The sequence below is a fragment of the Phenylobacterium sp. GW821-FHT12F10 genome (genome assembly GCF_058806695.1).
In genome coordinates this window covers 2,449,287-2,475,145 of the sequence record NZ_JBXAPY010000001.1, presented here as the reverse complement: position 1 = coordinate 2,475,145, position 25,859 = coordinate 2,449,287, and the positions used below count along the sequence as shown (strand labels likewise).

The window sequence follows — 25,859 nt, the reverse complement described above, 5'->3', positions numbered from 1 at the left end:
CGGTTCAAATCCCCAGCTCGGCCGCCGGGGAGGGCGGCCCTACGAACAGCAAGACGCCTAACGCAGGACCTGGAAATTGGATGCGCTCAGGAGCGCGCGACGATCGCCATCAGGGCCTGGACCTTGGTGTCGGTCTCGCTGGCGAAGCGGCGGGCCAGTTCGCGCACCCCGTTGGGATAGACGTCGCCGCCCTCGCCGATCTCGGCGGCCAGGCGCTCCACCTCCAGCAGGGCGTCCTTCAGGGCGTCCACATGGCCGCGGGCCAGGGTCTTGGCCTCCGACTGCAGCCGGCGGATCTGCTCGGCCAGGGTCTCGGGCTTGGGCTCGGGGGCCTTCTTGACCGGCGGCGGCGCTGGCGCCTGCAGGGCCACGACGTTCATGGCCTCGGCTTCCACCAGGCGGGGACGGGTACGCGCGACACGACTGACCATGGTTTTCGCTCCAAACCGGGACGTTCGGGGAGCGATGTGCAGAAGCGGCGCCAGATCAGTTGCGCGAGGTGATGGCCTCGATGGTGGCGACCTTGGTCTCCAACTCCTCGGCCAGGCGGCGGGAGATCTCCCGCACCCCGGCGGGATAGGCCTCGCCGCCGTCGGCGATCTCGCCGGCCAGCACCTCGACCTCGTGCAGGGCGGCCACCAGGGCGGCGATATGTTCGCGGGCCAGGCTGCGCGCCTCCACCTGCAGGCGGCGGACCCGGTGGGACAGAGCCTCGGAACGCGGAAGCTCGGAGACGACGGACAGCGACGGCGACATGTTTGCTATTCCCAGCAAAGAGGCGGCGAGGAGCCCCAGCGCATCGATCCATCCTCGGACCGCCACAACCGGCGCTCCCCCAATGGCGGAGTCTACGCACCGACCTGGGCCGCGGTTCCAGGGCGGTGGCGCCCAGACTGGGCAGGTGAGGCTTTCACGCAACAGGCCGCCCGGCCCCTTGATTGGCCTAGCGTCACCGGCGCATCTTTCGGCCCAATCACAATCTGGGAGGTTTCCATGGGCCCGTTCAAGCTCCTCATCGACGGCCAGCTGGTGGACGGCGACTCCACCATGTCGGTGATCAATCCGGCCACCGAGACCGAGCTGGCGGTCTGCGCCCGGGCCTCCAAGGCCCAGCTGGACCAGGCCGTGGCCGCCGCCAAGCGCGCCTTCCCCGCCTGGCGCGACACCCCCATCGCCGAGCGCCGCAAGGCCCTGGTCGCCATGGCCGACGCCATCCAGGGGGACCTGCAGAACCTCGCCCGCCTGCTGACCCAGGAGCAGGGCAAGCCCCTGGCCGACGCCATGGGCGAGGTGTTCGGCGCCTCGGCCTTCTTCCGCTACTTCGCCAGCCTGGACCTGCCCGAGAAGGTGATCGAGGACAGCGACGCCCGCCGGGTGGTCAGCCGCCGCCGCCCGCTGGGCGTGGTGGGCGCCATCGTGCCGTGGAACTTCCCGCTGATCCTGATGGCCTTCAAGGTCCCGGCCGCCCTGCTGGCCGGCAACACCGTGATCCTCAAGCCCGCGGCCACCACCCCGCTCTCGACCCTGCGCATCGCCGAGCTGGTGAAGGACCTGCTGCCGCCGGGCGTGCTCAACGTCATCGCCGACGCCAACGACCTGGGGGGCGCCATCACCGCCCACCCCGACATCCGCAAGGTCTCCTTCACCGGCTCCACCGAGACCGGCAAGAAGGTGATGGCCGGCGCCGCCGAGGCGCTCAAGCGCGTCACCCTGGAGCTCGGCGGCAATGACGCGGCCATCGTCCTGGAGGACAACGACCCCAAGGCGGCGGCGGGCAAGATCTTCGCCGGCGCCTTCCAGAACTCCGGCCAGGTCTGCATCGCCATCAAGCGGGCCTATGTCCACGAGAGCATCTACGACGCCATGTGCGACGAGCTGGCCAAGCTCGCCGACGCCGCCGTGGTGGGGGACGGCCTGGAGCAGGGCACCACCATGGGGCCCCTCCAGAACAAGACCCAGTTCGAGAAGGTGCTGGGCATCATCGCCGAGGCCAGGACCCAGGGGAAGGTCATCGCCGGGGGCGGGCGGCCGGAGGGCAAGGGCTACTTCATCCGCCCCACCATCGTGCGCGACATCACCGACGGCACCCGCCTGGTGGACGAGGAGCAGTTCGGCCCGGTCCTGCCGGTGATCAAGATCCGCGACGGCGAGGACGCGCTGGCCCGCGCCAACGCCTCGTCCTACGGCCTGGGGGGCTCGGTCTGGTCCAAGGACCTGGACAAGGCCATGGACCTGGCCGGCCGCATGGACACCGGCACCGTCTGGATCAACAAGCACGCCGACCTAGCCCCCAACATCCCCTTCGGCGGCGCCAAGCTGTCGGGGGTGGGCACGGAACTGGGGGAGGAGGGCCTGGCCGAGTTCACCCAGATGCACGTGATCAACATGGCGAAGGTTTAGGGGCGCCAAAACCCGCTCATCCCTCCGTGTCATCCCGCATGCAGCGCCGCAGGCGCGGAAGTGCGGGACCCAGACGCGCGGGCCGTGCCGGAGACATCGGTGTCTATGGGTCCCGGTCTTCCGCTGGCGCGGAAACCGGGATGACACGGGTGGGGGAGGGAGGGCGCGCCCTTGCCCCCGCCGCCGCAACCTATACGGTTGAGCTCCAGCTCGGGAGAACGACCATGGGTGGACGGACAATGACGGCGGCGGCCGCGGCCGCGGCGATCCTGACGCTCGCCGCCCCGGCCCAGGCCCAGCCGCAGTCGGGCCAGACGGTCGGCGACATTCCCTATACCACCTGCGACGGCTCCCGCTGGAGCGCCAGCTGGCAGGGCGACAACTTCTACCACCGGCCGGAGACCGGCGCGGGCCATCCCGACGACCACATGGACTACCGCACCTGGGACGGGAGCTGCTGGAGCGCCAAGTGGATCGGCGGCCGCTTCTTCCACAGCCCCAAGGGCGGCGGCGCGGGCCACCCCGACACCATCCTCAACTTCACCGACTGGGACGGCGTCGCCTGGACCACGACGCGGGACGGGAACGGCTGGAAGGTCACGCGGCGGTAGTCCCAACCGGCCGATCCCCCACGGGTGTCATCCCGCATGCAGCGCCGCAGGCGCGGAAGTGCGGGACCCATAGGCGCGGGGCTCTCCGGAGAGGTCGGCGCTTCTGGGTCCCGGTCTTCGCTGCGCGAAACCGGGATGACACGTGAGGTGAGGCGCGCCACCCTCCAGCCCTTCCTCCAAGGACCCCGCCCCATGCGCCCGATCCTGCTCGCCGCCGTCCTGGCGCTGGCCGCCGTCCCCGCCGCCGCCCAGACGGTCTCGACGAAATTCCCCCCCGCGGTCACCTCCGAACCCGCCCCCGACGCCAAGGCCAAGGCCCGCATGGAGGTGATCCACGTCCCCGTCGGCGGGGTGGCGATCAATGGGGTGGTCTATGTGGCGCAAGGGGAGGGGCCGCACCCGACGCTCGTGATCCTCCACGGCCTGCCGGGCAATGAGAAGAACCTCGACCTGGCCCAGGCCGTGCGCCGCGCCGGCTGGAACGCGGTGACCTTCAACTATCGCGGCGCCTGGGGCAGCCCGGGGCCCTTCAGCTTCGGCCAGACCCTGATCGACACCAAGTTGGTCCTGGCCTATCTGCGCGACCCGGCCAACGCCGCCAAGCTGGGGGTCGATCCCAGGCGCATCGCCATCGCCGGCCACAGCATGGGCGGCTGGGCGACGGCGCAGACCGCCGCCAAGGACCCGGCCCTGCTGGGCGCCATCCTGATCTCGGCGGCCGACATGGGCCAGCGCGGCGTGTCGGGCAAGGCGGCGCCCGCCGCCCTGGCCGCGGCCATGGACGACAACCGCGAGACCCTGGCCGGCGCCACGGGCCAGAGCATGGCGCAGGAACTGATCGCCGGGGGTGAGGCCTGGCGGCTGGACCAGCTAGGCCCCGGCCTGAAGACCACCCGCCTCCTGGTCCTCCACAGCGACGACGGCCTGGCCCCCGACGCCGAGCGCCTGATCGCCGCGATCCATGCGGCGGGCGGGACCAAGGTGCAGGATCTTCACGTGGCCACAGACCACGGCTGGTCGGACAAGCGGCTCACGCTTCAGGCGCTGGTGATCAACTGGTTGGCGGGGTTGTAGAGGCGAGCGTAACTCTCCAACGCCTCATTTCCCGCACTCGTCATCCTAGGCCTTGTGCCTAGGATCCCTCTCTCAGTCGCAGTTGAGCTGCAGGTTGAGGCTCGACGTCTCCACTACGTCCCTACTTGCCGAAACGCGGACAAAGGGGGCCTAGGCACAAGGCCTAGGATGACGAACGGGGAAGGTGCGGCCGCTAGAGGATTCCCGGATAGAGGTCGTCCCAGTGCGGGTTTTCTCGCTCGATAAGGTTGATCTTCCAGTCGCGCGGCCAGCGCTTGAGCGACTTCTCACGCCGGATCGCGTTGGTCATGATCTCGAACGGCTCATACCAGACGAGCCGCTTCAGCCCGTAGGTCTTGGTGAAGCCGGGATAGACCCCTTCGCGGTGCTCGTAGATGCGGCGCGAGAGCTTGTTGGTGACGCCGATATAGAGTGTCCCGCGCATCCGGTCGGTCATGATGTAGACGGCGATATAGGCGTCGCGCCGCATGGGTTCCCAACCCCCGTCATCTCCAACACCGTCATCCTAGGCCTTGTGCCTAGGACCCCTCTGTCCGCGTCTCTACGCATTGGAACATAACGGGAACTCTACGCATCATCCTCCAGCTCAGCAACAGCAGAGAGAGGGGTCCTAGGCACAAGGCCTAGGATGACGGAGTGTGGGGTGGCGGTGGTGGAAACCTACCGCTTCCCCTTCCGGAACCGCTCCTGCGCCTCGGCCCGCGCCTCGGCGCGCACCTTCTTCACTGCGGTCCGGTCCACCGTCTCCCCCGGCGCCGTGAGCGCGTCGTTGGCGAATTCCAGGTCCATCAGTTTCAGGCGCTTGATCTCGTCGCGCAGGCGCGCGGCGGTCTCGAATTCCAGGTCGGCGGCGGCCTGGCGCATGCGGCTTTCCAGGTCGCGCAGGGTGGTCTTGAAGTTGTCGCCCATGAAGGGCTTGGAGTCCTCGGCCACGCCGACCGGCACGGTGACCCGGTCCTTCTCGTAGGGGGAGGCGAGGATGTCCTTGATGGAGGACTTGATGCTCTCGGGCGTGATGCCGTGCTCGAGGTTGTAGGCGGCCTGCTTCTCCCGGCGGCGTGAGGTCTCGGCCATGGCGCGTTCCATGGAGCCGGTGATGCGGTCGGCATAGAGGATGCACTTGCCGTCCACGTTGCGCGCCGCCCGGCCGATGGTCTGGATGAGCGAGGTCTCGGAGCGCAGGAAGCCCTCCTTGTCGGCGTCGAGGATGGCGACGAGCCCGCACTCGGGGATGTCCAAGCCCTCCCGCAGCAGGTTGATGCCGATCAGGGCGTCGAAGGCGCCCAGGCGCAGGTCGCGGATGATCTCGATCCGCTCCATGGTGTCGATGTCGGAGTGCATGTAGCGGACCCGCAGGCCCTGCTCGTGCATGTACTCGGTCAGGTCCTCGGCCATCTTCTTGGTGAGCACGGTGATCAGCGAGCGGTAGCCCTTGGCCGTGGTCTCGCGCACCTCGGCGATGACGTCGTCCACCTGGCTGTGGTTGTCCTTGGAGACGGGCCTAATCTCCACCGGCGGGTCGATCAGGCCGGTGGGGCGGATCACCTGCTCGGCGAAGACGCCCCCCGACTGCTCCAGCTCCCAGGCCGCCGGGGTGGCCGAGACGCAGATGGTGTCGGGCCGCATGGCGTTCCACTCCTCGAACTTGAGGGGGCGGTTGTCCAGGCAGGAGGGCAGGCGGAAGCCGTATTCGGCCAGGGTGAACTTGCGGCGGTAGTCGCCCCGGTACATGCCGCCGATCTGCGGCACCGCCTGGTGGCTCTCGTCGACAAACAGCAGGGCGTTGTCGGGGATGTATTCGAAGAAGGTGGGCGGCGGCTCGCCAGGCCTACGGCCCGACAGGTAGCGGCTGTAGTTCTCGATCCCGGCGCAGGAGCCGGTGGCGCCGATCATCTCCAGGTCGAAGGTGGTGCGCTGCTCCAGCCTCTGGGCCTCCAGCAGCTTGCCGTTGGCCACCATCCACTCCAGCCGCTCCTTCAGCTCGGCCTTGATGGAGATCATCGCCTGGTGGAGCGTCGGGCGCGGGGTCACGTGGTGGCTGTTGGCGTAGAGCTTGATGCTGGGCAGGTCGGCGGTCTTGCGCCCGGTCAGCGGATCGAACTCGACGATGGCCTCGATCTCGTCGCCGAACAGGCTGACGCGCCAGGCGCGGTCCTCGTAGTGGGCGGGGAAGATCTCGATCGTGTCGCCGCGCCGGCGGAAGGCGCCGCGCTCGAAGCTGGCGTCATTGCGCTTGAACTGCAGGGCCACCAGGTCGGCGATCAGCTTCTTCTCGTCCACCCGCTGGCCGACCTCCAGCTGGATGGTCATGGTGGAATAGGTCTCCACCGAGCCGATGCCGTAGATGCAGGAGACCGAGGCCACCACGATGACGTCGTCGCGCTCCAGGATCGCCCGGGTGGCCGAGTGGCGCATCCGGTCGATCTGCTCGTTAATCGAGGAGTCCTTCTCGATATAGGTGTCGGTCCGCGGCACGTAGGCCTCGGGCTGGTAGTAGTCGTAATAGGAGACGAAGAACTCCACCGCATTCTCGGGGAAGAAGCTCTTCATCTCGGAATAGAGCTGGGCGGCCAGGGTCTTGTTGGGCGCCAGGATCAGGGCCGGTCGCTGGGTCTGCTCGATGACCTTGGCCATGGTGAAGGTCTTGCCCGAGCCGGTGACGCCCAGCAGCACCTGGTCGCGCTCCTTGCCCTCCAGCCCGGCCACCAGGTCGGCGATGGCGGTGGGCTGGTCGCCGGCCGGCTCATACTCGCTGACCAGCTTGAACCGGCGCCCGCCCTCGGACTTCTGCGGGCGGTCGGGCCGGTGCGGCACCCACAGCATGGGCGCGCTGGATTCGTCATAGTCGAACACGGCCGGCGCCTCGGCGACGCCGGACGCGGGGGCGGACTTCGGGGGACGGGGCATGAGGTCGAATTTAGGGTGCATGACCCCGGAAGGCTAGGGCGCCCCGGTGACAGGATGTGGCAGCAGCAAGATTGGGCTCCCACACCCCGTCCGTCATCCCGGATCGGCCTGACGGCCGTCCGGGATGACGGGATGGTTTGAGAGATCAATGCACCCCCAACCCCCGCACATGCGTCACCAGCGCCCGCCGGAAATCCTCCGCCATCGCCACCATGGCCATGTGGCCGCCGCCCGGGATTAGAACCATCTGCTTGGACGGCGCGGTGATGGCCGCGCAGTATTTCGCGACCTCGGAGGTGGGGGTCTGGATGTCCTCCTCCCCCTGGATGAACACCACCGGGACCGCGAAGGGGGCGCCGGAGTCGCGGTAGGCCATCAGGGCCGGCGCCAGCTTCCCGGCGGCGAAGTAGGGCGCCTTGCCGTGCAACCAAGCCGCCCGCAGGGACAGGCCCGGCAGGAACAGCATGCCCAGGATCAGCCGCCCCATGACGCCCTTCTCGCTGGCCGGGGGGAAGCGCTGCAGGATCTTCCGCTGGGCCAGCAGGGTCTTGAGGTCCGCATAGGGGGGCGGGCCGATGGCGGCGAGCGCCGCGGCGGCCCTGGCGTCGCCGGTGCGGGCGATGCGGTCGGCCAGGCCCTGATAGCCGACGGCCTCATTGGCCTGCATGTCGATCACCTGGCCCGCGCCGACATAGGCGTGGAACAGGTCGGGGCGGCGGCGGACCATCTCCACCCCGAGGATCGTCCCCCAGGAGAGGCCGGCCAGGATCACCTTGGACTGGCCGAGCGTCCGCGCCGCGTGCTCGGCGACCTCGATCCCGTCGGCGGCCATGCGGTCGATGGAGAGTTCGCCCTGGCCCCGCGGCCCGCCGCGGATGAAGGTGCGCCCGGCGCCCCGCTGGTCCCACTGGACGACGGTGAAGTCCTTCTCCCAGGACCGCCAGGCCAGGTAGGTGAAGGGCAGCATGCTGCCGCCCGGCCCGCCGTGCGCCACCAGCAGGATCGGATTGGCCCGGTCCTCGCCGCGGATCGAGATCCACTGCGGGAGGCCGCCGATCTCGACGAAGCCCGCCTGGTCGATCCCGTTCGGCGCGCGGATCGCCAGCCGCCGGGCCACGCTCAGCCTGCGCCAGGCCCGGTAGACCAGGGCCGCGGCCAGCAGGCCGGCGAGCGCGCCGAAGATCCCGAGCATCGCCGTCATGGCGGCGTCCCCCTGGCCCGCACCTTGGCCACCACGCGGGCGATGGCCTGGGCCACAAGGTCAGGCTGGGTCTGGGCTATGGCGTGGCCGGATCGGGTCGCGACCACGGTCTCGCTGTCGGTGGATAGGGTCGCCAGCCGCGCCTGGCCGGCGGCCCAGCCATCCTCCATCCAGGCCTGGGGGCCGGCGAAGGGCCGGCCGTGGGCGATCACCGCCAGGGGCCGGTCCCCCAGGCCGCCGAAGCCGCCGGCCACGCGCTGCTCCGGCGGGGTCAGCTCATAGGCCTGGATTTCCTGGGGGAGGGCGGCGAGATAGGCCGGGCGGTTGAACAGGGCGGCGAAGCGGCGGCGCTCTTCCAGGGGCATGCCGGGCGGCAGGCCGGCCTGCTCGGGCCGATGGACGATGAACCACCGGGTCAGGCCCAGGCGCGCGGCGACGGCGTAGGCCTTCAGCTGGGACCGCTGCGCCTGGAACCTCGCCAGCTTACTGAAGAAGAACTGTTCCTCGGCGGCGTCCACCAGCACCACGCCCGCCACCTCGTCCGGATAGAGCCGCGCGAAGGTCCGCGCCACCAGGCCGCCAAAGGACTCACCGGCCAGCACATAGGGGCCGCGCTCGCCGGCCGCCGCCAGCAGGGCGTGCAGTTCCCGGGCGCGGTCCTCGAAGGATCGCCCGTCAGGCGCCGGGTCGCTCCAACCTAGCCCCGCGCGGTCGTAGCTGCAGACCCGCGTGGTTCGGGCGACCCGATCCTGGACCGGGAAGGCGAGCATGGCCGGATTGCCGCCGCCGGCCTCCAGCACCACCGTGGGTTCGCCGTGGCCCAGGCAGCGGAGATGCAGCCGACGCCCCTCCACCGCGATCATGCGTCCCGGCGGCGGGTAGAGGGCGGCGTCGCGCCGACGCGCCAGGCTCTCGGCCAACAGGGCCATGCCCAGGACGACACCGGCCACGACCATGAGCCCCAGCCCGCCCTTGATGACCCAGCCCATCGCGCCCTCCCGAGAATATACTCGCAGTATATTATACCCATGGTATGTGGCAACCCATGACAGAGGACGCTCCCGCACCCGGCTCCGGAAAGCGCGACAGAACCCGGGCCCGCCTCATCGCCGCCGCGCTCGAGGTGGTCCTGGAGAAGGGCTTCGTGGGCGCGGGCCTCGACGAGATCGCCGCCCGCGCCGGCATGACCAAGGGGGCCATCTACGCCAACTTCGCAGGCAAGGCCGACCTGATGTTCGCGGTGGCGCAGAGCCAGTCCCTGACCCTGCAACCGGCCTATGTGGCCGGCGGGAGCCTGGCCGACCAGCTGCGCGCCACCGCCGACGCCCTGGTGGCCACCCTGCCGCGGGTGGGGGGCGTCGAGCGGCTGATCGTCGAGTTCCAGGTCTATATGATGGCGGAGCCCGAGCTGCGCCGCCGCGCCGCGGCCCTGCAGCTGGAAGGCCTGGCGGCCCTGACCGCGGCGGTGGAGGCGAACTATGCCGATGTCCTGGTCATGCCCGCCGCCGACCTGGTGGCGGCGCTTCAGGCCCTCAGTCTCGGCTTCCTGCATCAGCACCAGCTCACCCCGGACGCGGTGACCGAACAGGCGATCCGCGCCGCCTTCGACGCCCTGGCCCGCGGCGCGGTGCGCTAGCCCTACTTCTTGCGCTTCCCCGCCGCGGCGATGGCGGCGTCGAGATCGGCCAGGGAGACGACACCGGCCGCCAGCTTCACTCCGTTGACGTAGAAGGTGGGCGTGCCGTCCACCCCGCGGGCGATCCCCTCGCTGACGCGGGTCTCCAGGGCCTCGCGGTTCGCCGGGTCGGCGACGCAGGCGGTGACCTGGGCCTCGCTGAGGCCGGCGGCCTTGGCCACGTCCAGCAGCACCGGGCGCAGCTGGCGGGTTTCGTAGATCTCGGCCTGGCGGCGGAATAGGCCGTCCACCACCTGGAAGTACTTGCCCGCCCCGGCGCAGCGGGCGGTGATGAAGCCCACGGCGGCCACGTTGGCGGGCTCGGTGATGAACTCCTTCAGGGTGTAGCGGACCTTGCCGGTGTCCACGTACTTGGCCTTGAAGGCCGGGAAGATCTCGTTGTTGAAGTGGGCGCAGTGGGTGCAGCTCAGGGAGGCGTACTCCTCCACCACGATCCTGGCCTTGGGCTTGCCCAGCGACAGGTCGCCGGCGGGGTAGGGGGCGGGCGCCGCGGCGGTGAGCAGCAGGAGGGCGAGCAGGGGGAGGCGCAAGGGAAGCTTCCTGGAACTGTGACCGCTCCAGGACACCGGGCGGGGCTCGCCTGTCAACCGAGGCCGTTGGCGCCGGGGGCCGCGAGCCGTCATAGTGGGGCGCGGCGGATTCATTGCCCGCCGTGGGACCCTTTTCAGTCGCGTTCATTCCTGGGGACTTCATGTCGGTTTCGACCGCGGCGCAGAGCGCCGCACCGCCGCCGCGCTGGCCGGACGGCTTCTTCACGGTCAGGGACGGTGCCCGCCTGCACTATGTGGAGGCCGGCGCCGGCGTTCCGGTGATCCTGATCCATGGGGCCCGCGGCAGCGCCATCGGCAACTGGTTCTCCAACGGCATCGCCCCGAGGCTCGCGGAGACCAACCACGTCTATGCCCTGGACATGCGCGCCCACGGCCTGTCGGGCGGCGCCCGCCACAGCCACTTCAACATGGCCGACGACGTGCTGGAGTTCATGGACCAGATGGGGATCGGCAAGGCCCACATCGCCGGCTACTCCATGGGCGGCGGGGTGACCCTGCAGCTGCTGGCCCGGGCGCCGGAGCGGTTCATCACCGCCTGCTTCCAGGGCTCCGGCGTCAGCGAGACCGCCGAGTGGAAGGACAAGGTCCCGCCCGATGTCACCGGCGAGGCTCCCGACGAGGCCGCCGCCAACGCCCAGGTCAAGGCGCGCCGCCAGGCCAAGGGCGAGGAGGTGGGCAACGACCTCGGCGACAAGATTCGCGCCAAGGTCCAGGCCGTCGCCGGAGCCGGCGCGGTGCGCAAGATGGAGGACATGGCTGGGCGCATGATGGCGACGCTGCACAAGCTCGACCTGACGCGGATCGACTTCCCGGTCATGGCCATCAACGGCGAATACGACCGCCCCAACGCCCGCACCCACCGCCTGGCCCGGGAGCTCGCGGACTTCACCAACCTAGTCCTGCCCGGCAAGGGGCACCTGAGCGCCATGATGGCCGGCTTCATTCCGGCCGAATATGTCGAGGGCTACGCCGCCTTCGTGGCCCGCAACAACCCGCCGCAAGCGGGACTGTAAAGGAATGTAACCTGGGCCAGAATTCAGGGGCCGGACGAACCGGCGAAGGTTAAGCTTGCCGCCAGTCGAACGTGTCGTGGGAAGCGCAAGGATGAACATCGCCGTCCTGGACGATGACCAGGCCCACAACGACCTGCTGGCCGCCATGCTGCGCCAGGCCGGTCATCGCTGCCATGTCTACGAAAAGCCGGCGGCCCTGCTGGCCGACCTGCGCCGACAGACCTTCGACCTGCTGATCATGGACTGGAACATGCCGGAGATGAGCGGCATCGAGGTCCTCAAGCGCCTGCCTGAGCTGCTGCCCGCCACCCCGCCCGTCCTGCTGGTCACCAGCCGCTCGGTGGAGAGCGACGTGGTTGCCGGGCTGAACGCCGGGGCCGACGACTATCTGGTCAAGCCCTTCGAGCCCTCGATCCTGCTGGCGCGGGTGGCCGCCCTGCTGCGGCGGGCCTATCCGACCTCGCCCCCCACCAGCGGCGAGACCCATGAGGGCTGGACCTTCGATCCGGCCACCGAGACCGCCACCCGCGACGGCAGGACCGAGCAGCTCACCTCCAAGGAGTTCCAGCTCGCCGTCACCCTGTTCCGCAACATGTCCCGGGCGCTCAGCCGCGACTACCTGCTGGAGCGGGTCTGGGGCCACCGGGCGGACCTGGAGACCCGCACCCTCGACGCCCACATCTCGCGCCTGCGCAGCAAGCTCTCCCTGCGGCCGGCCAGCGGCTTCCGGCTTGTGACGGTCTACGGCTTCGGTTACCGGCTGGAGCGCTGCCAACCGGTCCTGGAGGACGCCCAGTGAAGGTGCTCGCCCTGCTCCTGGCGCTCGCGGTCCCCGGCGCCGCCCTGGCCCAGCAGGGACCGCTCCCCGCTCCGGACGCCCGCTATGTGGTGAAGAAGGGCGACAACCTCTACGACCTCGGCCGACGCTACTTCGCCCGCCCCGGCGACTACGAGACCGTGCGGCGGCTGAATCGCATCCCCAATCCGCGGCGCCTGCGGCCGGGCGCCACCGTGGTCGTGCCCTACCGGGTGATGCGGACCGTCCCGATCACCGCCGAACTGGTGGCCTTCTCGGGCGCGGTTCGGATCGAGCAGGGCGGCCGGCCGGTGACGCCGCGGGTGGGCCTGCCCATCGTCGAGGGCATGACCCTGAGCACCCAGGCCAACGGCTTCCTCACCGTCGAGCTTTCCGACGAGAGCCGCCTGACCCTGCCCTCCAATTCCAGCGCCCGGGTCCGCCAATTGCGGGAGGTCCCGATGACCGGCGGCCTGCTGCGGGTCTTCGACCTGGACACCGGCCGCAGCTCCACCTCGGCCACCCCGGGCGCCAATCCCAATTCCCGCTTCCAGATCCGCACGCCGCTGTCGGTGTCGGCGGTGCGGGGCACCGAGTTCCGGGTCGCCGCCCTCGGCGGGGGGCAGGCCACCACCGAGGTGCTGAAGGGCCTGGTGGGGGTCAGTGGCCCCGGCGGCGAGGTGGCCGTGGCCGAGACCTTCGGGGTCAGGGTCACCCCCGACGCGGTAGGCGCCCCCACGCCGCTGCCCCCGACCCCCAGGCTCGCCCATGGCGGCCGGGCCCAGGAAGACGCGGTGGTGACCTTCGAGATCGAGCCGGTGGCCGAAGCCGTGGCCTACCGCCTGCAACTGGCCAATGACGCGGGCTTCATCGACACCTTCGCCGAGACCCGGACCGACAAGACCGTGGTCACCTTCGACGGCGTGCCGGACGGCGCCTATTTCGTGCGCGCCACCGCCATCGACGCCCAGGGCCTGGAGGGCGCGGCCTCCAACTACGCCTTCGAGCGCGACCTCAACATCCTGGAGCCCGGCCAGGCCACGCCGGAGAGGTCCGGCAAGCTGCGCCAGTACCTGTTCCGGTGGACGGCCACCGGCCAGGGGGTGCGGACCTACCGTTTCCAGCTGTTCGGCGAGGCCCAGGCCACCACCGCCCTGGTGGACCAGCCGGGACTGGAGGCGCCGCAGGTGGTGCTCACCGACCTGCCGCCGGGCGCCTACTATTGGCGGGTCATCGCCACGCGGCTGAACCGCGGCAAGATCACCGAGAAGGTCGGCGGCCTGCAAGACCTCGTCGTCGGGCGATAGCCCATGCCGGAGCCCGGGCGATCGCCGGCCTTCCGACGACTGCTCCTGGAGTGGCTGCTGGTGGCGGTCCTGGCCACCGCCGCGGCCGGGCTCGCCAGCTGGAACGGGCTGCTGGCCCGCGCCGACGGGGCGGTCTACGACGCCCTGGCCCTGATCAACGGCCGGCCCGCCGATCCCGATCTCATCATCGTGGCCATCGACGACCGCAGCCTGGCCGAGCTCGGCCGCTGGCCCTGGCCGCGCGCCCGGCACGCCGAGCTGCTGAGGGTGCTTGCGCCCATGGCGCCGAGGGCGGTGGTCTACGACGTCCTGTTCACCGAGCCCGATCCGGCCGATGCGGACCTGGCCCGGGCGATGACCGACCTGGGCCCGGTCTTCCTGCCGGTGCTTGTGGAGCAGGGCTTCAACGGCGCGGGCCTGCGGGAGGTCCCACCGGCGGGGCCCCTGGCCGTGGCCGCTGAGGGGGTCGGCCAGGTGATCATGCGCCCCGATCCCGACGGTGTGGTGCGACACCGCGAGCGCTGCGCCCGGCCGGCGCCGCGTCCCCTGGCCGAGGTGGTGCTGGGCCAGCGCCGGCCCCTGCCCGCGGCCGGGGCGGCGCCCTGCGTCGGCGAGTTGATCCCCTTCGCCGGCCCCCCGGGCGCCTATCGGACGGTGAGCTTCGGCAGTGTGCTGCGGGGCGAGGTTCCCGCCGCCTTCTTCACCGGCCGCCGCGTGCTGGTGGGCGCCACGGCCCTGGGCATGACCGACCACTTCCAGACCCCGATGGACCGGCTGGGCGGCGGCATGTCGGGGGTGGAGCTGCAGGCCAATATCCTGGACGCGCTCGACCATGGCCTGACCCGGGACGAGGCCGGGCGGCCCTGGCGGCTGGCCCTGGCGATCCTGCCGCTGTGGGCCCTGATGGCCGGCTTCCTGACCCTCAAGCCCGCCCAGAACCTCGGCCTCGCCGCCGGACTGGGCGCGGCCGTCCTGGCCCTCAGCGTCGGCCTGTTCGGCCTGGCGCACCTGTGGCTGTCGCCGGTGACGACCCTGGCCATCCTGCTGCTGGTCTTCCCGGTCTGGGGCTGGCGGCGGCTGGCCATGGCCAGCGACTTCCTGAAGGCCGAGTTCGAGCGGCTCGGCGGCCGCCTGGAGACGGCGGCTCCCCCGGCCGCCACCGCCCACGGCCCGGTGGCCGACGTGGTCGCCAGCCAGGCCCGGGCGCTCAGCGGCGCCATCTCGCGCATGGACGCCCTGCGCCGCTTTGCCGACGACATCCTCGCCAGCCTGCCGGACGCCACCCTGGTCACCGACGCGCACGGCGTCGTCATCCAGGCCAACGCTCCGGCCCAGGCCCTGCTGGGGGAGGGCCTGGTGGGCGTCCCCCTGGTCGACCTGCTGCGCCGCCTGGAGCCGGTGGCGCTGGAGGCCGGCGACCTGACCGGACCGCAGTCGCGGCCCCTGGCCCTGCGGGACGGCCGCACCCTGCTGCTGCACACCGCCCCGCGCCGGGGCGAGGGGGAGGGGCCGGCCGGGGAGGTGATCGGCCTGGCCGACGCCACCGAGCTGATGGCCACCGCCCGCCAGCGTGAGCAGGCCCTGCAACTGCTGACCCACGACATGCGCTCGCCCCAGACCTCGATCCTGGCCCTGCTGCAGCAGTCTCCGGGGCTGGAGCCCACCGTGGTCGGCCGCATCGCCGCCAACGCCCGCCGCACCCTGGCCCTGGCCGACGGCTTCGTGCAGTTCGCCCGGGCCGAGGCCGCCCCCCTGGGCCGCGAGCCGGTGGACCTGGCCGACATGGTCTGCGAGATGGCCGACGAGCTCTGGCCCCAGGCCCAGCAGAAGAAGGTGACCTTCGTCCAGGCCGGTTGCGACGAGCCGGCCTTCACGCTGGGCGACCACTCCCTGCTGGCGCGGGCCTTCGCCAATCTGTTCGACAACGCGGTGAAATACAGCCCGCCCGGCGCGAGGATCGCCGTGGCCCTCACCCGCGAGGCGGGGCGGATCATGGTCTCGGTGACCGATCAGGGCCCCGGGCTGACGCCGGAGGAGGCCGCCGCCGTCTTCGAGCCCTTCCAGCGTTTCGACCGGCCCCAGGCCGGCGATCCGGGGGCGGGGCTCGGCCTGGCCTTCGTGCGCTCGGTGGTGGTGCGCCACGGCGGCCAGGTGCGCTACGAGACCGCGCCCGGCGGCGGCGCCCACTTCACCGTCGACCTGCCGGAGATGGCCTAGGGTTTGGCGAGGGCCGCGGTGACCAGGCGATCCACCGCCGCGGCGGGCTCGCCGTGGGCGCGTTCGGTGGCGGTGGCCGAGAAGGTCGCCTTGCCGGTCCGGGTGTCGATGGCCGTGAGGCTAAGCGCATAGGCCGGGCCGCGCAGACCCCAGCGCCGGCCCGCCTTCGGATCGGCCAGCCAGTCTCCGGCCTTGTCGCGCATCACCCCGACGCCCTTGGGCAAGGCGGCGAAGGTCACCTGCAGGAGGTAGTCGGCGGCGGCCGGATCGCCGAGGCGGGCGTTCCGGGCCTTGAGGCGGTCGAGCGCCAGGGCGCCGGCCTGGTCGATCCGCGCCCTGTCCCCCGGCGTGGCGGCGCTGGGGGCCAGCGCCAGGGTCTTGCCGTCGGCGAAGGCGGGATCGCCGGCGCGCACCACCCGGGGCGGGGTGGCGCATCCGGCCAGCAGGGCCGCGGCGGCGAGGCAGGTCAGGATCTTGGCGGCCATGGGGCGACTCTCCGATCCGGCGGCGGCGGCGTCAATCGGAGACCAGCGGCAGCAGCACCTCGCGCAGGATGAAGATCCAGGCGGCGAAGTTCACCGCCAGGGCGAAGGCTAGGAGCAGGCGCCGGAGCAGCGGGTTCATGACATCAGGCATGGAAGAGGGCCAGGCCGAGGACGAGGCCGCAGACGGAGGCCGAGGCGGCGACCAGCAGGGCCAGCCTGAGGAAGGTGGGGATCGAGGTCATCGCGAACAGGCCGGCCGGGCCAGGCTGAGGGGGCCGCGCTCCAGGAAGCTCTGGACGTCGCGGGTCAGGGCCCACCGGTGGGAGCCTTCGCCGAAGGGCAGGAAGATCATGCTGGGCTGGCCGGTCCGGGCCGCGCCCTCGCAGTGGGCGTCGAAGGCCTCGAAGATCTCGCGCCGCAGGCCGTCGGAGATGCGCTCCTCGGTCCGGCGCATGGCGATCCGTTCGGCCACCAGGTTGCGGTGGGCCGACCCGCCATAGATCAGCAGAATCTCGACGATCTCGGCCACCAGCGGATTGATGTTCCACGTCTTGGCCAACTTCATGCGCCGCGCCAGGGCGACTTCATCTGTGTCCGGCATCTGCGTGCGACCTTGCGTTGAGGGATACCCTTAACGAAGTCCTAGCAGAGCTTGAGCGTGGAAACCCCTGTGCAGGTCTCGATTTTACATTGCTTTACAGTTGGTCGCCGCGGCCGATCGCCGCCGCAAGGCCAGACGTCTCGGACCAGGGGCTCGACCCTGGCGGGCGCCGGGGGCTAGCGCGAGGCCATCCGCTCCAGGGCGTCGCACTTGGCCTCGGTCACCTCCGGCCAGGGGCCGCGATCCGAACCGATCACGCGCAGGGCGTCCTCGCGGGTGATGCGGTTGCGGCGGGCCAGCAGGTCGGCGGCGCGGTCGGCGAAGGCGCGGCCCGAGGCCATGGCCCTGACGTAGTTCACCCGGCCGGGCTCCTCCCGCCAGGCCGTGGCGGCGGGCCGGCCGCCATAGGAGACCTGGGCGGTGTCGCGTCCCCAGGCGGTGGCGAAGGCCGGGGTGGCGCCGAGATAGCGCTTCAGGGCGCAGGACTGCTGCACGCGCCAAGCCGGCGCGGCCTCGGCGCCCGAGGCGCAGACGGTGAGTCCGGCCAGGAGCAGAAGGGGCAGGCGGCGTTTCATGCTCAGAGAGGATGCCCGCCCAGGAGGGTGATCGCAACCACGACGGCCAGGGCCAGGACGGCATAGATGACGTGTCCCACGGCGGGGCCCCCAGAATCGCGTTTGGAAACACGATCCTAGTCAGGGGCCAGCCGCGGGCATGACGCAGTTGGACTATGGCCCCGCGCGAGGCGGGGCCAGGCTGGTCCTACTTGTCGACCGACTTGCTGACGGCGGTGCCGACCGCTGCGCCGGCGACGGCGCCGACGGGGCCGCCCAGGACGGCGCCGGTGGCCGCGCCGGTGGCGGCGCGTTGTTCGACGTTGTGGCCGCAGGCCGCCAGGGTGAGGGCGACGCCCGCGACGGCGATCAGGCTCAGGGTTTTGCGCATGACATGGCTCCGGTTGAAGGGTCTCGGGCGGAGGAACGGCGGACAACGGTGGAGGTTCCGGACGGGGCCGCCCGGCAAGAAATCCACAGGCAATTTATGCTGCGCTGCAATATGGGGTTGCGAATCGTGAAGCTAGCCGTCATAAGCACCGGCAACTTCGCCATGGCTTGTCTTCCGACGTGTAAGGAGCAGGCCCGCCGCGAAACGCCGCCAGCAAGTGCAGGGGCGTCTAGCAGCAACGATGTCTGGGGGCGCCTTCGCCCTCGCCACACGGGACAACCACCCTTTGCTAGCTAAACCTCAGGCGCGCGCCGATTGGCGAGCGTTGACCAGCGCTGTGTTGCTGGGTTCAGGCGTCGGCCTGGCCCTCGGCGCGGCCTATCTGGCCGGCGGCATGGCCCGCGCGACCACCGATCACCAACGCGCCGCCCGGCTGGCCGAAGCCGCCGCCGGCGGTTTCTCCGAGTCCGTTCTTCAACGCGAAGCCGCCGCCATGGATCCCGGCGTGCTGCGTATCGCCCGCCGTCATGACCCCTTCACCGTGGCCGGCGGCGCCGAGCGCGACCGCCAGACCGCGATCCTCACCGCCCGCCTCGAACAGCGCGACCGCAACCCGGCCTCGGCCCTTGTCCTGCGCGCCGCCTTCGCCGGCCCCCTCGCTCCCGCCGCCGCGCCCTTCCGAATGGCCGGGGTCATGGAAAGCTCGCGTGAGCTCGAATGCCTGACCCAGGCGGTCTATTTCGAGGCCCGCGGCGAGGCCGCCACCGGCCAACAGGCCGTGGCCCAGGTCGTCCTCAATCGCGTCCGTCACCCGGCCTATCCCAAGAGCGTCTGCGGCGTCGTGTTCCAGGGCGCCGCCCGGGCGCGCGGCTGCCAGTTCAGCTTCGCCTGCGACGGCTCCATGCGCCGGGGCCGCGAGGCCATCGCCTGGAACCGCGCCAAGCAGGTCGCCGCCCGCGCCCTGTCGGGGGCCGTCATGGCCTCGGTGGGCGACGCCACCAACTTCCACACCACCGGGGTCTCCCCCAACTGGGGCGGTCGCATGATCCGCGTCGCCCAGGTGGGGACTCACGTCTTCTACCGCTTCGGCCGTGGCGCCGCGCCGGCGACCTATGTGGCCGACTCCCGCGCCGGTGGCCGCGATCTGAACGAAGCGCCGGTGGCCTATGCCAGCCTGGCCCCGACCCCGGCTTCGAGCTCGGTCGCCAGCGGGCCGGACTTCCGCCTGGCCTCGGCCGTGGTGGTCTCCGGTCCCGCCGACAGTCCGCTGGTCAAGGCCTCCGAGGCCGCCGAGGTCCTGCCGCCCGCGCCGGACGCCAAGGCCAAGGCCGAGGCGCCCAAGGCCAGGCCGGCTCCCGCCGCGCCCGCCAAGCCGGCCGAGACCGCCATGAAGACCAGCTCCTCGGCCGCCAGCTCCTGACGGTCCGGCGGCTTCGCCGCAATCCGGACGCCTGAACGGCGCATTGCCGCTTGCGGCAGGGCCGCGCGCGCGATGATGCTCGCGGCCTCGGAAGCCTGAGCGAAGGAGTGCGCCGTTGAACGCCTTGGAACGGAACGCCGAGCTGGCCCAGGCCCTGCTGGGCTGCAGCTACGAGGACCTGACGCCGGTCCAGCGCAGCGTCATCGACCTGATCGCCACCGAGGCGCCCAGCGGGCTGAACCCCCAGCTCACCAATGACGACCGCACCTTCTGGCAGCGGCTGGCCGACACCATCGCCGAGGTGGGGGGCTCCTGGCGGTTCATATTCGGCTTCCTGGGGGTCCTGATCGCCTGGGTGACCTGGAACGCGCTCACCAAGACGCTCGCCTTCGACCCCTATCCCTTCATCTTCCTCAACCTGGTGATGTCGATGATCGCGGCCCTGCAGGCGCCGGTGATCATGATGAGCCAGAACCGCGCCGCCGCGCGCGATCGCGCCAACGCCGAACACGACTACGTGGTCAATCTGCGCGCCGAGCTGGAGATCATGCACCTGCACGACAAGCTCGACGCCCTGCGCAACGAGGAGCTGGTGAAGCTGGTCAAGGCGCAGAACGAGACCCTCGACCTGCTGAAGGCCCAGATGGCGGCCATCGCGAAGACGAAGGACGACTAGGCCCGCGCCGCGCGCCTCAGGGCCTGGGGCGGCTGGCCGAAGGCGCGCAGGAAGGCCCGGCGCATGCGCTCCGGATCGCCGAAGCCCACGCTCTGCGCCACCCTGTCGATGGGATCGGCCGACGCCTCCACCCGTTCCCGCGCCGTCTCCAGGCGTAGGCGCTCCACGGCCTTGGCCGGCGTCATGCCGGTCTCGGCGGCGAAGGCGCGGGCGAAGTGGCGCGGGCTCATGGCCGCCCGGTCGGCCAGCTGGTCGACCGTCAGCGGCTCGGCCAGGTGTTCCCGCATCCAGTCCAGCAGGCCCGAGAACCGCCCGCCCTGGCCGCCCATCTCGATCAGGGCGGAGAACTGAGACTGACCGCCGGGCCGGCGATGATAGACCACCAGGGTCTGGGCCGTCTGGCGGGCCACCTCTTCCCCCAGGTCCTCGGCGATCAGGGCCAGGGAGAGGTCGATCCCCGCCGTGATCCCGGCCGAGGTCCAGATCGGCCCCTCGCGCACGAAGATGCGGTCGGCCTCCACCCGCACCTCGGGATAGCGCTTCTGCAGTTCGGCGCTGCGGGCCCAGTGGGTGGTGGCGCGCTTGCCGTCCAGCAGGCCGGCCTCGGCCAGCAGATAGGCGCCCGAGCAGACGCTGGCCGTGCGGCGCGCCTTGGCGGCCACCGCCTGGATATAGGCCTTCACGCGCGGATCGCGCGACGCCTTGCTGGCGCCGATGCCGCCGGAGATCACCAGGGTGTCGAGGTCCTCGTCCAGGGCCTGCGCCCCCAGGCCGGCGCCCGAGGAGCTCATCACCTGGCCGGGCTCGGCGGCCATCACCTTCAGGCTGTAGGCCTCGGGCCGGTAGCGCCCGGCGATCTCGAAGGCGCCCAGGGGACCTGCGGCGTCCAGCAGCTGGAAGTCGGGGAAGATCAGGAAGCCGATCCTGCGGGCCATGGCGGAATCCGAGGTAAGATTGTCATTTCGGCCAGACCCTAGGGCTGCGATCCTCCCCGCGTCAAACTTTCAGGGAACCGCCGCCATGTCCGACCTGACCATCGTCTTCCCGCTCTATCCGGGCGTCACCCACCTCGACTTCACCGGCCCGCACCAGGTGATGTCGCGGATCCCCGGCGCCAAGATCATCGTCGCCTCGGCCGGCGGCGCCGATATCGAGGCCGACGGCCTGACCTTCACCGGCCTGACCGACCTCGCCAAGGTGGAGGCCTGCGACGTGCTCTGCATTCCCGGCGGCTTCGGGACCACCGCGGCCATGCTGGACGAGGCCTTCATGGCCGACATCAACCGGCTGGCGGCCGGGGCCAAGTACCTCACCAGCGTCTGCACCGGCTCGCTGATCCTGGCGGCCACCGGCCGGCTGAAGGGCAAGCGCGCCACCTGCCACTGGGCCTGGAAGGACCAGCTCAAGCCCTTCGGCGTCATCGTCACCGAGGGCCGGGTGGTGCGCGACGGCAATGTCATCACGGGCGGCGGGGTCACCGCGGGCCTGGATTTCGCCTTCACCATGGTGGCCGAACTGGCCGGTGAGACCCTGGCCCAGTCCATCCAGCTTGGCCTGGAATATTCACCGGCCCCGCCCTTCGACGCCGGCAGCCCAGAGACGGCCCCGCCGGAGATCCTGGCCGCCGTACGGGCGATGATGTCGGGCGCCATGGCGTCCCGCCAGGGCGCGGCCGAGGAGGCCGCGCGCCGGCTGGAGGCCGCCGCGCCCTAGTGGGCGGCGCTGGTGTCCACCTCCCGGGCGGGCTTCGGCGTCAGCCAGACCAGGGCGGCGGCCAGGGCGAAGACCCCGGCGCAGGCCAGGAACAGCTGGTTGGTGGCCAGCATCACAGCCTGGGAGCCCACCAGGTTGTTCACCGCGCCGAGGGCTTGAGCCGCCCCCAGGGACGGGGTCAGGCCGTCGACCGTGGCCTGGGCGTTGGGCATGGCGCTCACCAGATCGGCGTGGTTGCTGGTGGCGTTGTTCTCCCAGACCGTGTTGACGATCGAGGTGGCCACCGCGCCGGACATGGTGCGGATGAAGTTGAGCAGGCCCGAGGCGTCGGCGGTCTCCTCCGGATCGACCGCGCCGAGCGCCACGGTGGTCACCGGCAGGAAGAACATCGGCATGGCCGCCCCGGCCACGAACAGCCACAGCGAGATCTGGCCGAAGGTCATCTGGCTCTCCCCATGGCTGCGCATGAAGGTGGTGAAGGCCAGCCACGAGACCCCGATGAACAGGATCCTGCGCGGGTCGACCCGGGCCATGACCTGGGCGGTGATCGGGGCGCTGAAGATGGCCAGGATGCCGATCATCCCGGTGACGTAGCCGGCCCAGGTGGCGGTGTAGCCCATGTTGGACTGCAGCCAGAGCGGGGTCAGGACATTGGTGGCGAAGAAGGCCCCCATCACCAGGGACATGGTGATCATCGAGGTGCTGAAGCCGCGGTGGCGGAACACCTTGAGGTTCACGATGGGGTTCTTCTCGGTGAGCTCCCAGATCATGAAGGCCGCGAAGCCCACCAGGGCCACCAGGCCGAGCGCCACGATCAGGGGCGACTGGAACCAGTCGCGCTCCTTGCCCAGGTCCAGCAGAATCTGCAGGGCCCCGATCCAGATCACCAGCAGGGCCAGGCCCACCCCGTCGAAGGGCGCGCGGCGGGTAAGGCCCTCGTAGCGCGACAGGGTGCGCCAGACCATCACCCCGGCCAGGATGGCGACCGGCACATTGACCAGGAAGATCGAGCCCCAGCCGAAGGTGTCGCACAGATAGCCGCCGAGGATGGGGCCGCAGACCGGCGCCACCAGGGTGGTGACCGCCCACAGGCCCATGGCCGCGGGGCGCTTGTCCGGCGGGAAGATCTGCATCAGCAGGGTCTGGGAGAGCGCCATCAGCGGCCCGCCGCAGATCCCCTGCAGCACCCGGAAGAACACCAAGAGCCCCAGGGACGGCGCCAGGCCGCAGAGGGCCGAGGCGATCCCGAACCCGATCAAGGCGGTGGCGAAGGTGCGCACCGGTCCGAAGCGGGCGGCGAGCCAGCCGGTCAGCGGCACGGTGATGGCCTCGGCCACGGCGTAGGAGGTGATGATCCACACCCCCTGGCTGGTGGAGGCGCCGAGCGCGCCGGAGATGTTGGGCACCGAGACATTGGCGATGCTGAGGTCGAGCACCGCCACGAAGTTGGCGAGCGCCAGCAGGATGCCGGCGCCCCAGAGGGCCGCGCCGCTCAGGGGCTGGGCGCGGCCGTTGGCGACTGTTGCGAGAGCCATGACGGATCTGGCCTCAGCGGCCGGTGGTGATCTGGGCGCTCATGGACATGCCCACGCGCAGGGGATGGGCCTTGAGGTCGGCGGGGTCGATGGCGACGCGGACGGGCAGGCGCTGCACGACCTTGATCCAGTTGCCGGTGGCGTTCTGGGCCGGGATCAGGGCGAAGGCCGAGCCGGTGCCCCCGGAGACGCCGACCACGGTTCCGCGATACTTCACGCCGCCGCCATAGAGGTCGGACTTCAGTTCGACTGGCTGTCCGATGCGGACCTTGCGCAGCTGCTGCTCCTTGAAGTTGGCGTTCACATAGGCCTGCTCGACCGGGACGATGCTCATCAGGGCCTGGCCCACCTGCACCCTCTGTCCCACCTGGACGTCGTTCTTGGCGACGACGCCGGCGATGGGCGCGCGGATCACGGTGCGGGCGAGGTCGAGCCTGGCCTGCTCCACCCGGGCGCGGGCGGCGGCCACCTCGGGATTGTCGGCCTGGCCGACCCCGGAGATCAGGGCGCTGTTGACCGCCCTCTGACCCTCGGCGGCCCGCTCCTGGGCCACGGCGGCGGCCACGGCGGCCTGGGCGGTGGCCAGGGAATTCTGCGCCTGGGTCAGCTCGTCGCCGGAGACCGCCCCGCCGGCGGCGAGGGCCTTGCGGCGGTCATAGTCGACGCTGGCGCGGGCCAGGTTGGCCCGGGCGCTCTGCACCTGGGCGGCGCGGGCGGCCACCTCGGCGCGCAGGGCGTCGTCGCTGGCGTAGTAGCCCACGACGCGGCGCTGCACCTGGGCCAGCTCGGCCTCGGCGCGGGCCAGGGCCAGGCGGGCGTCGGCGCTGTCCAGCACCACCAGGGGCTGGCCGGCCTTGACCGCCTGGGTGTTGATCACCGGCACGGCTGTCACGGCGGCGGCGGTGAGCGGCGTCACCTGGGCGGTGGCGGCGTCCACATAGGCGTTGTCGGTCTCCACACGCTTGCCGCCCTCGGCGACGGTCCAGCCGCCGGTCAGGAGGGCGGCCAGGGCCACGGTCCCGCCCAGCAGGGCGAACAGACGGCGGCGGTTGGAGGCGGCGACGGGCGGGGCGGCGAGCGGAGCGGCGATGGCGGCTTCGGCGGGAACGTCTTCGGAATCGTACATGGCGGGGAGGCCTTGAGGAGGGGGAGGGGAGAGGTCGGTCAGGCGGCGGCGAACCCGCCGCCAAGGGCGCGGGTCAGGGCGATGTCGATCAGGAAGGCGCGGGTCTGCAGGTCGGCCACGGTCCGCTGGTTGGCGATCAGGGCGTCCTGGGCGGTGAGCACGTCGAGATAGGTGGACAGCCCGCCGCGATAGCGCGCCACGGCGACGTCGTGGGCCTGGCGGGACGCCTCCAGGGCCTGGCGGCTCTGGGCGAGGCGTTCGGTCAGAGCCCGGCTGCTGGCCGCGGCGTCGGCGACCTGGCGCAGGGCCTGGACCAGGGTGGCGTCATAGTCGGCCACCGCGGCGTCGTAGTCGGCGCCGGCCGCGCCATAGGCGGCGCGGAGCTGGCCGCCGTTGAAGATCGGCAGGGTGATCGCCGGGCCGATGCCGCCGATATCGGAGCCCTTCATCGTGAAGGCGTCCAGACCGAGGCTCTGGCGGCCGAAATAGGCCGAGAGCTGGATGTTGGGATAGAAGTCGGCCTTGGCGGCCTTGATCTTCTGGCCGGCGGCCTCGGCGCGCAGCCGGGCGGCCGCCAGGTCGGGACGGCGGCCAACCAGGGCCACCCGGACATCGGACGGCAGGCCGAAGGCCCGCAGGCCGCCCACCTGGGGCCGAACGATGGTCAGGCCGCGATCCGGGCCTTCCCCCAGCAGGGCGGCGACGCGGTTGCGGGTGAGGGCGACCGATTCCTCCAGGGCCGCGACGTCGCCCCTGGCGGCGGCCACCCCGGACTGGGCGCGTAGCAACGCGCCGCGGTTCTCCAGCTGACTGGCGAGCCGGTTGTCGATCAGGGTGGCGGTCTCCTGGCGGATGCGCAGGGCCTCTCGGGCGGCCTCGAGGTCGGCATGGGCCTGGGCCAGGTCGCCATAGGCCTCGGCGACCGCCGCCGAGAGGGCCAGGCGGGCGGCCTGGCTGTCGATGGCCGCGGCCTTGGCCTGGCCGACGGCCGCGGCCAGGGCCGCGCGCTTGCCGCCCCAGAGATCCAGGTCATAGGCCAGGTTCAGCGCGACCCGGGCGCTGTTGTCATAGCCCTTGGGGACAAAGGCGGCCGGGAAGCCGTTGTTATAGCTCTGCTTCACCGCCTGGACCTGGCCGGTGGCGTCGATCCGGGGCGCCAGGGCCGCGCGGCTCTGGCCGGCCAGGGCCTCGGCCTTGACCAGGCGGGCGCGGGCGGCGGCGAGGTCGGGGGACTGGGCCAGGGCCTCGTCGATCAGGGTGTCGAGCTGCGGGTCGCCATAGGCGCGCCACCAGCCGTCCGCCGGCCAGGCGCTATCCTTGGCGGCCAGGGTCTGGCCGGAGGCGAGAGCTTCGGCCGCGAGCGGCGTGGCCCGCTGGGGGGTCGAGGGGAGGGTGGCGCAAGCGGCGAGCGCGGCGACCACGGCCGCGGCGCTCGCCGCGCTCGCCAGTCGACGAGGCCATGCGCCGCCTTCGCGGCGGGGGAGGAGAGACAGGTGACGCATGGGGGGAGCTCGTTAACCAGGAACAGAACCGTACAGTACGGTTCATATTTTCGCCTTACCCC

Annotated in this window: 26 protein-coding genes; 11 read left to right on the top strand and 15 right to left on the bottom strand. The window is 71.2% G+C overall.

Going from position 1 to position 25,859, the window contains the following annotated elements; translation table 11 throughout:
* Positions 1-86: 86 nt before the first annotated feature.
* Positions 87-431, bottom strand: coding sequence for a hypothetical protein (locus AC1RN5_RS12425; RefSeq protein WP_493041449.1), 345 nt, complete (start codon positions 429-431; stop codon positions 87-89).
* Between the two features lie 55 nt (positions 432-486).
* Complete coding sequence (locus AC1RN5_RS12420) at positions 487-756, bottom strand: hypothetical protein (protein WP_493041448.1); 270 nt, start codon at positions 754-756, stop codon at positions 487-489.
* Between the two features lie 237 nt (positions 757-993).
* Here AC1RN5_RS12420 and AC1RN5_RS12415 point away from each other — a divergent pair, with 237 nt between their 5' ends.
* The 3 genes from AC1RN5_RS12415 (at position 994) to AC1RN5_RS12405 (ending at position 4,085) form a co-directional block, all read left to right on the top strand.
* Positions 994-2,400, top strand: a complete 1,407-nt coding sequence (locus AC1RN5_RS12415; protein WP_493041447.1) for an aldehyde dehydrogenase family protein — start codon at positions 994-996, stop codon at positions 2,398-2,400.
* Positions 2,401-2,624: 224 nt separating this feature from the next.
* On the top strand, positions 2,625-3,011 hold the full coding sequence (locus AC1RN5_RS12410; protein ID WP_493041446.1) for a hypothetical protein: 387 nt from the start codon (positions 2,625-2,627) through the stop codon (positions 3,009-3,011).
* 192 nt (positions 3,012-3,203) lie between these two features.
* Complete coding sequence (locus AC1RN5_RS12405; RefSeq protein ID WP_493041445.1) at positions 3,204-4,085, top strand: alpha/beta hydrolase family protein; 882 nt, start codon at positions 3,204-3,206, stop codon at positions 4,083-4,085.
* A 193-nt stretch (positions 4,086-4,278) separates the two neighbouring features.
* Here AC1RN5_RS12405 and AC1RN5_RS12400 read toward each other — a convergent pair whose 3' ends face one another.
* The 4 genes from AC1RN5_RS12400 to AC1RN5_RS12385 form a co-directional block, all read right to left on the bottom strand.
* Positions 4,279-4,575 (bottom strand): GIY-YIG nuclease family protein, encoded by a 297-nt coding sequence (locus AC1RN5_RS12400; RefSeq protein WP_493041444.1) that lies wholly within the window; start codon positions 4,573-4,575, stop codon positions 4,279-4,281.
* A 191-nt stretch (positions 4,576-4,766) separates the two neighbouring features.
* Complete coding sequence (gene uvrB, locus AC1RN5_RS12395; protein WP_493041443.1) at positions 4,767-7,013, bottom strand: excinuclease ABC subunit UvrB; 2,247 nt, start codon at positions 7,011-7,013, stop codon at positions 4,767-4,769.
* Between the two features lie 145 nt (positions 7,014-7,158).
* On the bottom strand, positions 7,159-8,214 hold the full coding sequence (locus tag AC1RN5_RS12390; RefSeq protein WP_493041442.1) for an alpha/beta fold hydrolase: 1,056 nt from the start codon (positions 8,212-8,214) through the stop codon (positions 7,159-7,161).
* Positions 8,211-9,203 carry an alpha/beta fold hydrolase gene (locus tag AC1RN5_RS12385; RefSeq protein ID WP_493041441.1) on the bottom strand — a complete coding sequence of 331 codons (993 nt, stop codon included), beginning with the start codon at positions 9,201-9,203 and terminating at the stop codon, positions 8,211-8,213. The genes AC1RN5_RS12390 and AC1RN5_RS12385 overlap by 4 nt, the downstream gene beginning before the upstream one ends.
* A 56-nt stretch (positions 9,204-9,259) precedes the next feature.
* Here AC1RN5_RS12385 and AC1RN5_RS12380 point away from each other — a divergent pair, with 56 nt between their 5' ends.
* Entirely contained in the window at positions 9,260-9,850 is a 591-nt protein-coding gene (locus AC1RN5_RS12380; RefSeq protein ID WP_493041440.1) for a TetR/AcrR family transcriptional regulator, read from the top strand.
* Positions 9,851-9,852: 2 nt separating this feature from the next.
* Here the strand turns inward: AC1RN5_RS12380 and AC1RN5_RS12375 are convergent, their stop codons facing one another.
* Positions 9,853-10,440, bottom strand: a complete 588-nt coding sequence (locus AC1RN5_RS12375) for a thioredoxin domain-containing protein (RefSeq protein ID WP_493041439.1) — start codon at positions 10,438-10,440, stop codon at positions 9,853-9,855.
* Between the two features lie 161 nt (positions 10,441-10,601).
* Here AC1RN5_RS12375 and AC1RN5_RS12370 point away from each other — a divergent pair, with 161 nt between their 5' ends.
* The 4 genes from AC1RN5_RS12370 to AC1RN5_RS12355 all read left to right on the top strand — a co-directional run bounded on the left by AC1RN5_RS12370 (position 10,602) and on the right by AC1RN5_RS12355 (position 15,794).
* Positions 10,602-11,474 (top strand): alpha/beta fold hydrolase, encoded by an 873-nt coding sequence (locus tag AC1RN5_RS12370; protein WP_493041438.1) that lies wholly within the window; start codon positions 10,602-10,604, stop codon positions 11,472-11,474.
* A gap of 91 nt (positions 11,475-11,565) precedes the next feature.
* Positions 11,566-12,273, top strand: coding sequence for a response regulator transcription factor (locus tag AC1RN5_RS12365; RefSeq protein ID WP_493041437.1), 708 nt, complete (start codon positions 11,566-11,568; stop codon positions 12,271-12,273).
* Positions 12,270-13,577, top strand: a complete 1,308-nt coding sequence (locus AC1RN5_RS12360) for a FecR domain-containing protein (protein WP_493041436.1) — start codon at positions 12,270-12,272, stop codon at positions 13,575-13,577. The genes AC1RN5_RS12365 and AC1RN5_RS12360 overlap by 4 nt, the downstream gene beginning before the upstream one ends.
* 3 nt (positions 13,578-13,580) lie before the next feature.
* On the top strand, positions 13,581-15,794 hold the full coding sequence (locus AC1RN5_RS12355; protein WP_493041435.1) for a CHASE2 domain-containing protein: 2,214 nt from the start codon (positions 13,581-13,583) through the stop codon (positions 15,792-15,794).
* On the opposite strand, the gene AC1RN5_RS12350 is transcribed toward AC1RN5_RS12355, so the two are convergent.
* The 4 genes from AC1RN5_RS12350 to AC1RN5_RS12335 form a co-directional block, all read right to left on the bottom strand.
* Positions 15,791-16,279: a DUF4136 domain-containing protein gene (locus AC1RN5_RS12350; protein ID WP_493041434.1), complete on the bottom strand. Its 489-nt coding sequence runs from the start codon at positions 16,277-16,279 to the stop codon at positions 15,791-15,793. The two genes, AC1RN5_RS12355 and AC1RN5_RS12350, sit on opposite strands and share 4 nt — an antisense overlap.
* Before the next feature lie 238 nt (positions 16,280-16,517).
* Entirely contained in the window at positions 16,518-16,880 is a 363-nt protein-coding gene (locus AC1RN5_RS12345) for a hypothetical protein (RefSeq protein WP_493041433.1), read from the bottom strand.
* A 176-nt stretch (positions 16,881-17,056) separates the two neighbouring features.
* Positions 17,057-17,455, bottom strand: coding sequence for a hypothetical protein (locus AC1RN5_RS12340; protein ID WP_493041432.1), 399 nt, complete (start codon positions 17,453-17,455; stop codon positions 17,057-17,059).
* Between the two features lie 187 nt (positions 17,456-17,642).
* Positions 17,643-17,825: a hypothetical protein gene (locus tag AC1RN5_RS12335; RefSeq protein WP_421930606.1), complete on the bottom strand. Its 183-nt coding sequence runs from the start codon at positions 17,823-17,825 to the stop codon at positions 17,643-17,645.
* A gap of 337 nt (positions 17,826-18,162) precedes the next feature.
* Here AC1RN5_RS12335 and AC1RN5_RS12330 point away from each other — a divergent pair, with 337 nt between their 5' ends.
* Positions 18,163-19,245 carry a cell wall hydrolase gene (locus AC1RN5_RS12330; RefSeq protein WP_493041431.1) on the top strand — a complete coding sequence of 361 codons (1,083 nt, stop codon included), beginning with the start codon at positions 18,163-18,165 and terminating at the stop codon, positions 19,243-19,245.
* 115 nt (positions 19,246-19,360) lie between these two features.
* Positions 19,361-19,921, top strand: a complete 561-nt coding sequence (locus AC1RN5_RS12325) for a DUF1003 domain-containing protein (RefSeq protein ID WP_493041430.1) — start codon at positions 19,361-19,363, stop codon at positions 19,919-19,921.
* On the opposite strand, the gene AC1RN5_RS12320 is transcribed toward AC1RN5_RS12325, so the two are convergent.
* Entirely contained in the window at positions 19,918-20,856 is a 939-nt protein-coding gene (locus AC1RN5_RS12320; protein WP_493041429.1) for a GlxA family transcriptional regulator, read from the bottom strand. The genes AC1RN5_RS12325 and AC1RN5_RS12320 overlap by 4 nt on opposite strands.
* A gap of 85 nt (positions 20,857-20,941) precedes the next feature.
* Here AC1RN5_RS12320 and AC1RN5_RS12315 point away from each other — a divergent pair, with 85 nt between their 5' ends.
* A complete protein-coding gene (locus AC1RN5_RS12315) occupies positions 20,942-21,634 on the top strand; it encodes a DJ-1/PfpI family protein (RefSeq protein ID WP_493041428.1) in 693 nt (230 codons plus the stop codon).
* Here AC1RN5_RS12315 and AC1RN5_RS12310 read toward each other — a convergent pair.
* The 3 genes from AC1RN5_RS12310 to AC1RN5_RS12300 are packed head-to-tail and all read right to left on the bottom strand — an operon-like array spanning position 21,631 to position 25,716.
* Positions 21,631-23,169 (bottom strand): DHA2 family efflux MFS transporter permease subunit, encoded by a 1,539-nt coding sequence (locus AC1RN5_RS12310; protein WP_493041427.1) that lies wholly within the window; start codon positions 23,167-23,169, stop codon positions 21,631-21,633. The two genes, AC1RN5_RS12315 and AC1RN5_RS12310, sit on opposite strands and share 4 nt — an antisense overlap.
* A gap of 13 nt (positions 23,170-23,182) precedes the next feature.
* Positions 23,183-24,295 carry an HlyD family secretion protein gene (locus tag AC1RN5_RS12305; protein ID WP_493041426.1) on the bottom strand — a complete coding sequence of 371 codons (1,113 nt, stop codon included), beginning with the start codon at positions 24,293-24,295 and terminating at the stop codon, positions 23,183-23,185.
* 38 nt (positions 24,296-24,333) lie between these two features.
* Positions 24,334-25,716, bottom strand: coding sequence for an efflux transporter outer membrane subunit (locus AC1RN5_RS12300; protein WP_493041425.1), 1,383 nt, complete (start codon positions 25,714-25,716; stop codon positions 24,334-24,336).
* Positions 25,717-25,859 lie beyond the last annotated feature (143 nt).

What these genes read in the sequence shown, in the direction of transcription:
- AC1RN5_RS12425 (WP_493041449.1), bottom strand. Translation starts at nt 431, where the DNA reads ATGGTCAGTCGTGTCGCGCGTACCCGTCCCCGCCTGGTGGAAGCCGAG.
- AC1RN5_RS12420 (WP_493041448.1), bottom strand. Translation starts at nt 756, where the DNA reads ATGTCGCCGTCGCTGTCCGTCGTCTCCGAGCTTCCGCGTTCCGAGGCT.
- AC1RN5_RS12415 (WP_493041447.1), top strand. Translation starts at nt 994, where the DNA reads ATGGGCCCGTTCAAGCTCCTCATCGACGGCCAGCTGGTGGACGGCGAC.
- AC1RN5_RS12410 (WP_493041446.1), top strand. Translation starts at nt 2,625, where the DNA reads ATGGGTGGACGGACAATGACGGCGGCGGCCGCGGCCGCGGCGATCCTG.
- AC1RN5_RS12405 (WP_493041445.1), top strand. Translation starts at nt 3,204, where the DNA reads ATGCGCCCGATCCTGCTCGCCGCCGTCCTGGCGCTGGCCGCCGTCCCC.
- AC1RN5_RS12400 (WP_493041444.1), bottom strand. Translation starts at nt 4,575, where the DNA reads ATGCGGCGCGACGCCTATATCGCCGTCTACATCATGACCGACCGGATG.
- uvrB (WP_493041443.1), bottom strand. Translation starts at nt 7,013, where the DNA reads ATGCCCCGTCCCCCGAAGTCCGCCCCCGCGTCCGGCGTCGCCGAGGCG.
- AC1RN5_RS12390 (WP_493041442.1), bottom strand. Translation starts at nt 8,214, where the DNA reads ATGACGGCGATGCTCGGGATCTTCGGCGCGCTCGCCGGCCTGCTGGCC.
- AC1RN5_RS12385 (WP_493041441.1), bottom strand. Translation starts at nt 9,203, where the DNA reads ATGGGCTGGGTCATCAAGGGCGGGCTGGGGCTCATGGTCGTGGCCGGT.
- AC1RN5_RS12380 (WP_493041440.1), top strand. Translation starts at nt 9,260, where the DNA reads ATGACAGAGGACGCTCCCGCACCCGGCTCCGGAAAGCGCGACAGAACC.
- AC1RN5_RS12370 (WP_493041438.1), top strand. Translation starts at nt 10,602, where the DNA reads ATGTCGGTTTCGACCGCGGCGCAGAGCGCCGCACCGCCGCCGCGCTGG.
- AC1RN5_RS12365 (WP_493041437.1), top strand. Translation starts at nt 11,566, where the DNA reads ATGAACATCGCCGTCCTGGACGATGACCAGGCCCACAACGACCTGCTG.
- AC1RN5_RS12355 (WP_493041435.1), top strand. Translation starts at nt 13,581, where the DNA reads ATGCCGGAGCCCGGGCGATCGCCGGCCTTCCGACGACTGCTCCTGGAG.
- AC1RN5_RS12350 (WP_493041434.1), bottom strand. Translation starts at nt 16,279, where the DNA reads ATGGCCGCCAAGATCCTGACCTGCCTCGCCGCCGCGGCCCTGCTGGCC.
- AC1RN5_RS12345 (WP_493041433.1), bottom strand. Translation starts at nt 16,880, where the DNA reads ATGCCGGACACAGATGAAGTCGCCCTGGCGCGGCGCATGAAGTTGGCC.
- AC1RN5_RS12340 (WP_493041432.1), bottom strand. Translation starts at nt 17,455, where the DNA reads ATGAAACGCCGCCTGCCCCTTCTGCTCCTGGCCGGACTCACCGTCTGC.
- AC1RN5_RS12335 (WP_421930606.1), bottom strand. Translation starts at nt 17,825, where the DNA reads ATGCGCAAAACCCTGAGCCTGATCGCCGTCGCGGGCGTCGCCCTCACC.
- AC1RN5_RS12320 (WP_493041429.1), bottom strand. Translation starts at nt 20,856, where the DNA reads ATGGCCCGCAGGATCGGCTTCCTGATCTTCCCCGACTTCCAGCTGCTG.
- AC1RN5_RS12315 (WP_493041428.1), top strand. Translation starts at nt 20,942, where the DNA reads ATGTCCGACCTGACCATCGTCTTCCCGCTCTATCCGGGCGTCACCCAC.
- AC1RN5_RS12310 (WP_493041427.1), bottom strand. Translation starts at nt 23,169, where the DNA reads ATGGCTCTCGCAACAGTCGCCAACGGCCGCGCCCAGCCCCTGAGCGGC.
- AC1RN5_RS12305 (WP_493041426.1), bottom strand. Translation starts at nt 24,295, where the DNA reads ATGTACGATTCCGAAGACGTTCCCGCCGAAGCCGCCATCGCCGCTCCG.